The following is a 6,357-nucleotide window of genomic DNA, read 5'->3' as shown; positions in this document are numbered from 1 at the left end:
CCTGCCAGTCCGATAGCGTCTGTTGCCAGAACTGATGTAAATCAGGGGTGGTCATCGGATTCCTCCTTCATTTGAAAGCAGGAATCAGTGTGGCGAAATTCAGTTGCCAGCCACAGGTGCGGATTTATTGGCGCTTACAGTGCATCGGTCAGTGTCGCGGATCGCTTCTTGAATGCGATCGACCAAGCTGTCCACAATCGCCAGCCCCTCAGAGTATCCACTCAGCTTTTCCAATGCTTCCATTCGCATCAATAACAATGAGCACGGTTGCATTGTTTTGTAGCGACGAGCCTGCTGGATTTCCCAATTCAGGAGAGTGCTGAAAGTTGGCACAGCGATCAGGTTAAGACGCCCAAAAGCTTCCGCCACGCTCTGGTCAGAGAACCCCTGGCGACACCGTAGCCTGCCCCTTTCTGATAAGTGGTAGGGGCGTATCTCGCGGATTTTGAGTTCGTTAGGCTCATGGTGCTCGCCGCATTCCAGACAGCGAGCTTCAACATCGGCATCCACGAAAAAGCTCTGGCACGAGAGGCAGCGAAAGTTTTCCAGGGGACGATCGTAGTCACTGCCAATGTGGCGAAGGCGGCTCATACAATTGGGGCAAATCAGTAGGCTGCTCTTGAGGAAATGCTCCTGAGGTGCAACGTGGCCACACGTGAAGCAATGCAATGATGGTTGTTTGGCTATGTCCAATGCCTGACAGTCAGGGCAGACATCAACGTAATTGAGACGGCCAGAGCTACAGCGATTGCAAAGGCGGATCCGGTCTAGCAGCTCACCACGCTCCAACCACCCCTGCTCAGTCATAAGGTTGAGCCACAACATGGCGTTGATCGGCTCTTGTCCAGCCATCACTTCAAGCAGCGGATACTGGTATAGTTCCCGCGTGTCAGGGTTGAGCGCCGGCTCTAGACGAGTAGCCGGCCGGGTCCACAACCAGGCAAGAACGCGCTCTTCAAAACGGTCTGGAGACTGCCCCTGATTGAACATTGACATACGTTCGAGCCAGAGCCTGAAAACCGGAATGAGACTTTCAGGGTCATCCGGAATCTCTCCGTCGCAAAGAGGAATCTTAGAATCCCGCGTAAAGATCAGATTGAAGTGAAACGCTGGTTGTGCTCGAAGCATTGATACCGCCCGGGCCGCCTGATCAGAAGCCTGATCTAGCAGAACAATATCAACATCAGGATGATCCAATAGCTCGTCGGTATTTGAAAATTTATGAAAATTTGCAGGAACGGGTTTGTCTCTTGTTGCCGACACAAACGCGATGTAAGGATTTTTCATGCGGACGACCGCCGATAGATTTCTTGATGGGTGCTGAGTAGGCGGACAACGTTTCTTGGCAAAGTCGTCTGAGGCCCTTGCTTGCAGGAGAGTGCAAATCCAATACCGAGGACGCAATCGGAATTTCGTTTTCTCCTCACTATTTGTAGGTTCGTAGTTTACTGAAATAGACCTAAATTGCTAATGCAACATGAGAGCCCCTAGCTTACCCTAATGCGGATACCATATAAGATCCTTAAAATGAGGCATTCCTTCTCGGATCTGAATGTTCGCTTTGCGACCTTAGCGGCCAATTTATGGCGTCAATCTCCGACCACATTATGTTTGGCACGACCAGGACTACCTTTCGCAGCAATGTTCGTTAAAGGAGTTGCTTCTTTGAGAGGTCTCGTTCTAATACAGACGTATGCGCCGTTTGGCCAAGCAATTGGCTGGATAGCGACTTTGTGGTTGAATGGATAGGCAAAACAGGCGATTACGTAAGATTTGGTTGTACAGAGCTAATTTCGTAAAGGGATACGGACAGATTATGCTTGAGCAATATTTGGATGTTTTCTAAGCAAATCTGGGATGTGGGGACTAATGATGGGGCAACTCTCAAAACCCTCCTAAGTTATTGATTGGAGGGAGAGAGTGGTGCCCGGAGGCGGAATCGAACCACCGACACGGGGATTTTCAATCCCCTGCTCTACCAACTGAGCTATCCGGGCATGTTGCGCTACTGCTGTGCAACGGGGCGCTATTAAACCGGTTTCGATGTTTTGAGTCAAGGCTAGGCCGGAAAAATTTCTGAATCTTTTCAGGCATGCTCAGGCTTTGATCAATCCGGGGTTATTGTTCCGGTGGAACGTAGCCCTCGGCCTTGTCGAACGGTTCGTTGTTGAAAAAATGTTCCATCTGCGCCTGCAGGTACTTGCGGGTGTTGGGGTCCATCAGGCTCAGGTGTTTTTCGTTGATCAGCATGGTCTGCTGGGCCTGCCATTCTTCCCAGGCCTGCTTCGAGATGTTCTCGAAAATGTCCTGGCCCTTGGCGCCGGGCATGGGCGGGAAGTCCAGGCCTTCCAGTTCTTTCTGGTATTTGCGGCAGAAAACAGTACGGCTCATGGTGGCTCCTGTTGGCAAATGTTGCTGGCGGTGATGATAACAGATCGTTGCGGCTGAAGGCGCTACCGGATCAGATCAAAGCAGGGCCGCTTGCTCCGGTTCGGTAAGCAGCGACCGGATTGGAGCAGGCAGGCCGAGGTTCAGGGCTTCATGGCGGTGTAGCCATTTCAGATGATCCTTGTCTGCAACGGTGTTGGCGCCGCCGGTGACGTTCAGCCGGGCGGGCTGTATGTGCAGGTGGTAATGGGAAAAGGTATGTCGAAAGCCGCTGATAAGCTCCGGTTCTGCGCAATCCAGCCCCAGGCTCTGTTCGCAGGCTTCCTGAAGCTCATCGGCTCCGTAGGCCGGGTCCAGTTCCGGCAGGCTCCAGAGGCCGCCCCAGATGCCACTGGGCGGGCGACGCTCAAGCAGAATGCGCCCCTCGCCATCCTCAAGAATCACCATCCAGGTGGATTTCTCCGGCTTGGTCTTTTTCGGTTTGGAGCCGGGGTAGAGTGAGGTTTCACCCTGGGCGTAGGCTCTGCAGCCCTCTTGCAGCGGGCAGCTCTCGCAGGCCGGGCGGCTGCGGGTACACACCATGGCGCCGAGGTCCATAATGCCCTGGGTGTAGTCGCGCACCCGCTGTTCCGGCGTGTGCTCTTCGGCCCGTTGCCACAGCTGGTTAAGCACGGCTGTCTGGCCGGGCCAGCCGGGTATGGCATGGTAGCGCGCCAGCACCCGTTTCACGTTTCCATCCAGTATGGCGGCGCGAATGCCGAAGGCCTGGGCCAATATGGCGGCGGCTGTGGAGCGGCCAATGCCGGTCAGGGATTCAAGCTCCTCCTGGGTTTGCGGGAACTCACCATCGAACTCGCCCACCACCGTCTGCGCGGCTTTCTGCAGGTTGCGGGCCCTGGCGTAGTAACCAAGGCCGGACCAGTGGCTGAGCACATCATCCACCGGCGCTTCGGCCAGGGCATGAACGTCCGGGAAGCGTTCCATGAACGCCTCGAAGTAGGGGATAACCGTGGTTACCTGTGTCTGCTGCAGCATGATTTCGGAAACCCACACACGGTAGGCGTTCCGGTTGTGATGCCACGGCAGGTCATGCCGGCCGTGGCTGTCGTACCATTGGAGCAGTTTGTTGGCGAAGCTGTCCGGCATCAGTTGAACAGTCCTTTGAGTTTGTCGCCGATCTGTTCCTGCACCTTTTCTTTAACCTTCTCTTCCGCCTTGGCTTTTGCCTTGTCCACTTCCTCCCGGGCTTTCGCCTTGGCGGCATTTTCGGCGATGGTCTTCAGGGTGTCCCTGAAGCGGGAGCCGTCAAAGGAGCAAAGTCCTGCCGGGTCCTCGGCGAAGTTGCCACGGCACTCCACGGGAATAACCGCGTTTTCTACATATTCGGTAACGCGGCAGGCGTTGTCCCTGTGGATTTCACCGACGATTCTCAGGCCCACTTCATAATCCAGCTGGCTCTGGGCCAGATCGACTGTGCCATTGCCTTCCAGACGCATCCCGGCCAGTGCTGCAACCAGGTCGGTGTTGTTCAGGGTGTTGCCGTTGATGTCCAGGGTGCCGCGCATGTCGTTGAACGGGGTGCTGGTGCCCCAGTCGGTGGTTGTCAGCTCATCCTGGTTGACCAGAGCGATGCCCTGGCAGGCCATGCGGGTGAGGTTCATCCGGCGGAACTCGCCCTCTGCGAGGTTGAAGCTGATCTGTCCGTCAGCATTGCTGCGCAGTGCCGAGATCCGGTTGCCAGAGGTGTTGGCGTTCACTTTGAGATTTGCCCCGCCGGCGAGCATATCCACTTCTGCCAGATCGGTGAGCAAAGGCAGGGTCTGTACATTGGTTACGTCTGAGCCAACGGTCCATTTCGGATTGTCGTTGCGGGCGTCGATGGTCACGTTGGCACCAAAGCTGCCCTCGTACAGTTTGCCGCTGAACTCATCAACCTTGAGCAGGCCGTTTTTCGCGGTGGTGCTGGCTTTGATTTCGTTGATAGTCAGGTTGCTGACGATCAGCTGGCCGAGTCCCAGATCAATATCCAGCAGCAGGCTGCGAATGGTCTCCAGGGGCAGAAGGTCGCCTTCGGGTCCGGCTGCAGCGGTTTCCTGGGATGCGGGTGCTTCCTCCGCCTCTCCTTCCGCTTTCGGTGGCAGGTATCGGTCGGCATTCAACTGGTCGCCCTGGAGCTGGAAGACAACGCCTGTGTCGGCAAGGTTGTAGCTACCGGAACCAGTGAAGGTGGTGTCATCCAGTTTGATGGTCAGGTCGGTGAGCTCCACCTTGCCGGCCGGACCGCCAATACCGGTGGAGAAGGCGATGGCTTCAAGTACGTCCGGATCGCTGGTTTCCACCGGGGGCTGGCCGAGGTTGTTCAGAAGATCCTTCAGCGAGAACTCGGCGATGGAGATCTCGCCGCTCAGGGTTGGCTTGTCGCCGAATCCGGTAACGTCAAGATCGGTCGACAGGTTCAGGTTGGCCAGGCTGGCGGTAAAGCCGCTCAGGTTAGCGGTCTCGTTTTCCAGGTTCGCCCTGGCAGAGCCCGCCAGTTCAGCCGTGACCTCTTTGCCACCGAACGGCTCTCCGGTCATGTCGAACACGGCATTCAGACCGGATACGGCGAACTCGTTGAGAGCCTCGTTGGCGGCGAGGCGGGCGCTGATATTGCCATCCACTTCAAACGTGGGCTGGGTGGTGGCTACCCGGAACCCGATTTCCAGCGGGAACTCGGAGCCCAGAGTAATGTTGCTGGCGTTGACGGTGAAATTCTCCAGCGTGACCGACTGGCCGGTACTCTTGTCGGTGTAGTGCACCTGGGCATTGCTGATCTGAACGTTTTCAACGTTGAAGTTCAGAGGCTCGCCGCCGGCGCCCTCGCTCTCCTGTGCCTGTTCATCCTGGGTTCCGGCCGTTTCCTCGGTTGCCGCTCCCGCCGCCTTCTCGGGCATGATGCGGGTCCAGTTGCCGTTGCCCTGTTCGTCCACTTCGAGTCGGGCGTCCAGCCCGTCCAGTACGAAGGTATTCACCCTCGGGGACATGGCAATCAGTGACCAGAAATCGATCTGGGCCACCAGTTGCTCAAGGGCAACAAAGCGGTCACCTTCCAGGGTGGCCTCTACGGAATTCAGCTCAAGGCCAAGTGGGATAAAAGACCAGCCGATGTCGCCTTCAAGGACCAGATCCAGGTTCGTGGCATCCTCAACGGCCTGTTCAATCTGCGGTTTGTAATCGTTGGGGTTGATCACGGCCATGGCGATGGCAACGGCAGCCACGGCAAGAACGATCAGTGCAACGATGGCAATCAGCACATAACGGACGGCTTTCATGATTCAGGCTTCCTTCCTATTTTTAGGAGCTTGCAGTATTCGCTGTGAATACCGACGCTAATGACCCAAAGGATAACGCAGGGTTAACAAATTAACAGCGCGGGAGTATGACAATGCGGTAGTGTTGGGCCAAAATACACGACCCTGATTTTCCGACTACATTGATACCTATAAACACAAGAAGGAGTTGGCCGTGGCTATTACCGTTTCGATTGAGCTGAACCGCGAACTTGAGATTCCGGGCAGCTATGATGAAGTGTTCGATTTGCTGGCGGATGTGCCACGTTCAGCCAGTCACTTCCCGAAAGTCCACAAACTGACCGACCTTGGCGATAACGCCTACCGTTGGGAAATGGAAAAAGTGGGCGTCGACAAACATGCCATCCAGTCGGTGTACGCTTGCAAATATCACTCGGACAAAGACGCCGGCAAGATTACCTGGGAGCCGGTGAAGGGCGAGGGCAATGGCGTCGTGAGTGGTTCCTGGACCATCAAGTCCAAGGGCGACAATGCCACCGCCGTGAAGTTCCAGACCAGCGCAGAGTTGACTGTGCCCCTGCCCAGCCTGCTCAAGCTGGCCATCAGCCCGGTTATCAAGCACGAGTTCAACAGCCTCGTAGACACTTACATGAACAATCTGAAGAAGGCGTTCTGACGC

At 55.8% G+C, this 6,357-nt stretch carries 5 protein-coding genes and 1 tRNA gene; 1 reads left to right on the top strand and 5 read right to left on the bottom strand.

The window, feature by feature from the left end:
- Positions 1–99: 99 nt before the first annotated feature.
- The 5 genes from AC13DD_RS17610 to AC13DD_RS17590 all read right to left on the bottom strand — a co-directional run bounded on the left by AC13DD_RS17610 (position 100) and on the right by AC13DD_RS17590 (position 5,699).
- On the bottom strand, positions 100–1,287 hold the full coding sequence (locus AC13DD_RS17610; RefSeq protein ID WP_482931531.1) for a TackOD1 domain-containing metal-binding protein: 1,188 nt from the start codon (positions 1,285–1,287) through the stop codon (positions 100–102).
- 634 nt (positions 1,288–1,921) lie between these two features.
- Positions 1,922–1,997, bottom strand: a tRNA-Phe gene (locus tag AC13DD_RS17605).
- A gap of 121 nt (positions 1,998–2,118) precedes the next feature.
- A complete protein-coding gene (locus AC13DD_RS17600; protein WP_008169302.1) occupies positions 2,119–2,391 on the bottom strand; it encodes an oxidative damage protection protein in 273 nt (90 codons plus the stop codon).
- A 75-nt stretch (positions 2,392–2,466) separates the two neighbouring features.
- Complete coding sequence (gene mutY, locus AC13DD_RS17595; RefSeq protein WP_482931530.1) at positions 2,467–3,534, bottom strand: A/G-specific adenine glycosylase; 1,068 nt, start codon at positions 3,532–3,534, stop codon at positions 2,467–2,469.
- Positions 3,534–5,699 carry an AsmA family protein gene (locus tag AC13DD_RS17590; RefSeq protein ID WP_482931529.1) on the bottom strand — a complete coding sequence of 722 codons (2,166 nt, stop codon included), beginning with the start codon at positions 5,697–5,699 and terminating at the stop codon, positions 3,534–3,536. Before AC13DD_RS17590 ends, mutY begins: the two co-directional genes overlap by 1 nt.
- A 193-nt stretch (positions 5,700–5,892) precedes the next feature.
- On the opposite strand from AC13DD_RS17590, the gene AC13DD_RS17585 reads away from it, so the two are divergent.
- Positions 5,893–6,354: an SRPBCC family protein gene (locus AC13DD_RS17585; protein WP_008169307.1), complete on the top strand. Its 462-nt coding sequence runs from the start codon at positions 5,893–5,895 to the stop codon at positions 6,352–6,354.
- The last annotated feature ends 3 nt before the right edge of the window (positions 6,355–6,357 follow it).

The organism is Marinobacter sp. L-13 (assembly GCF_056857715.1).
The sequence above is the reverse complement of the archived record's forward strand: the minus strand, read 5'-3'. Positions and strand labels throughout refer to the sequence as shown.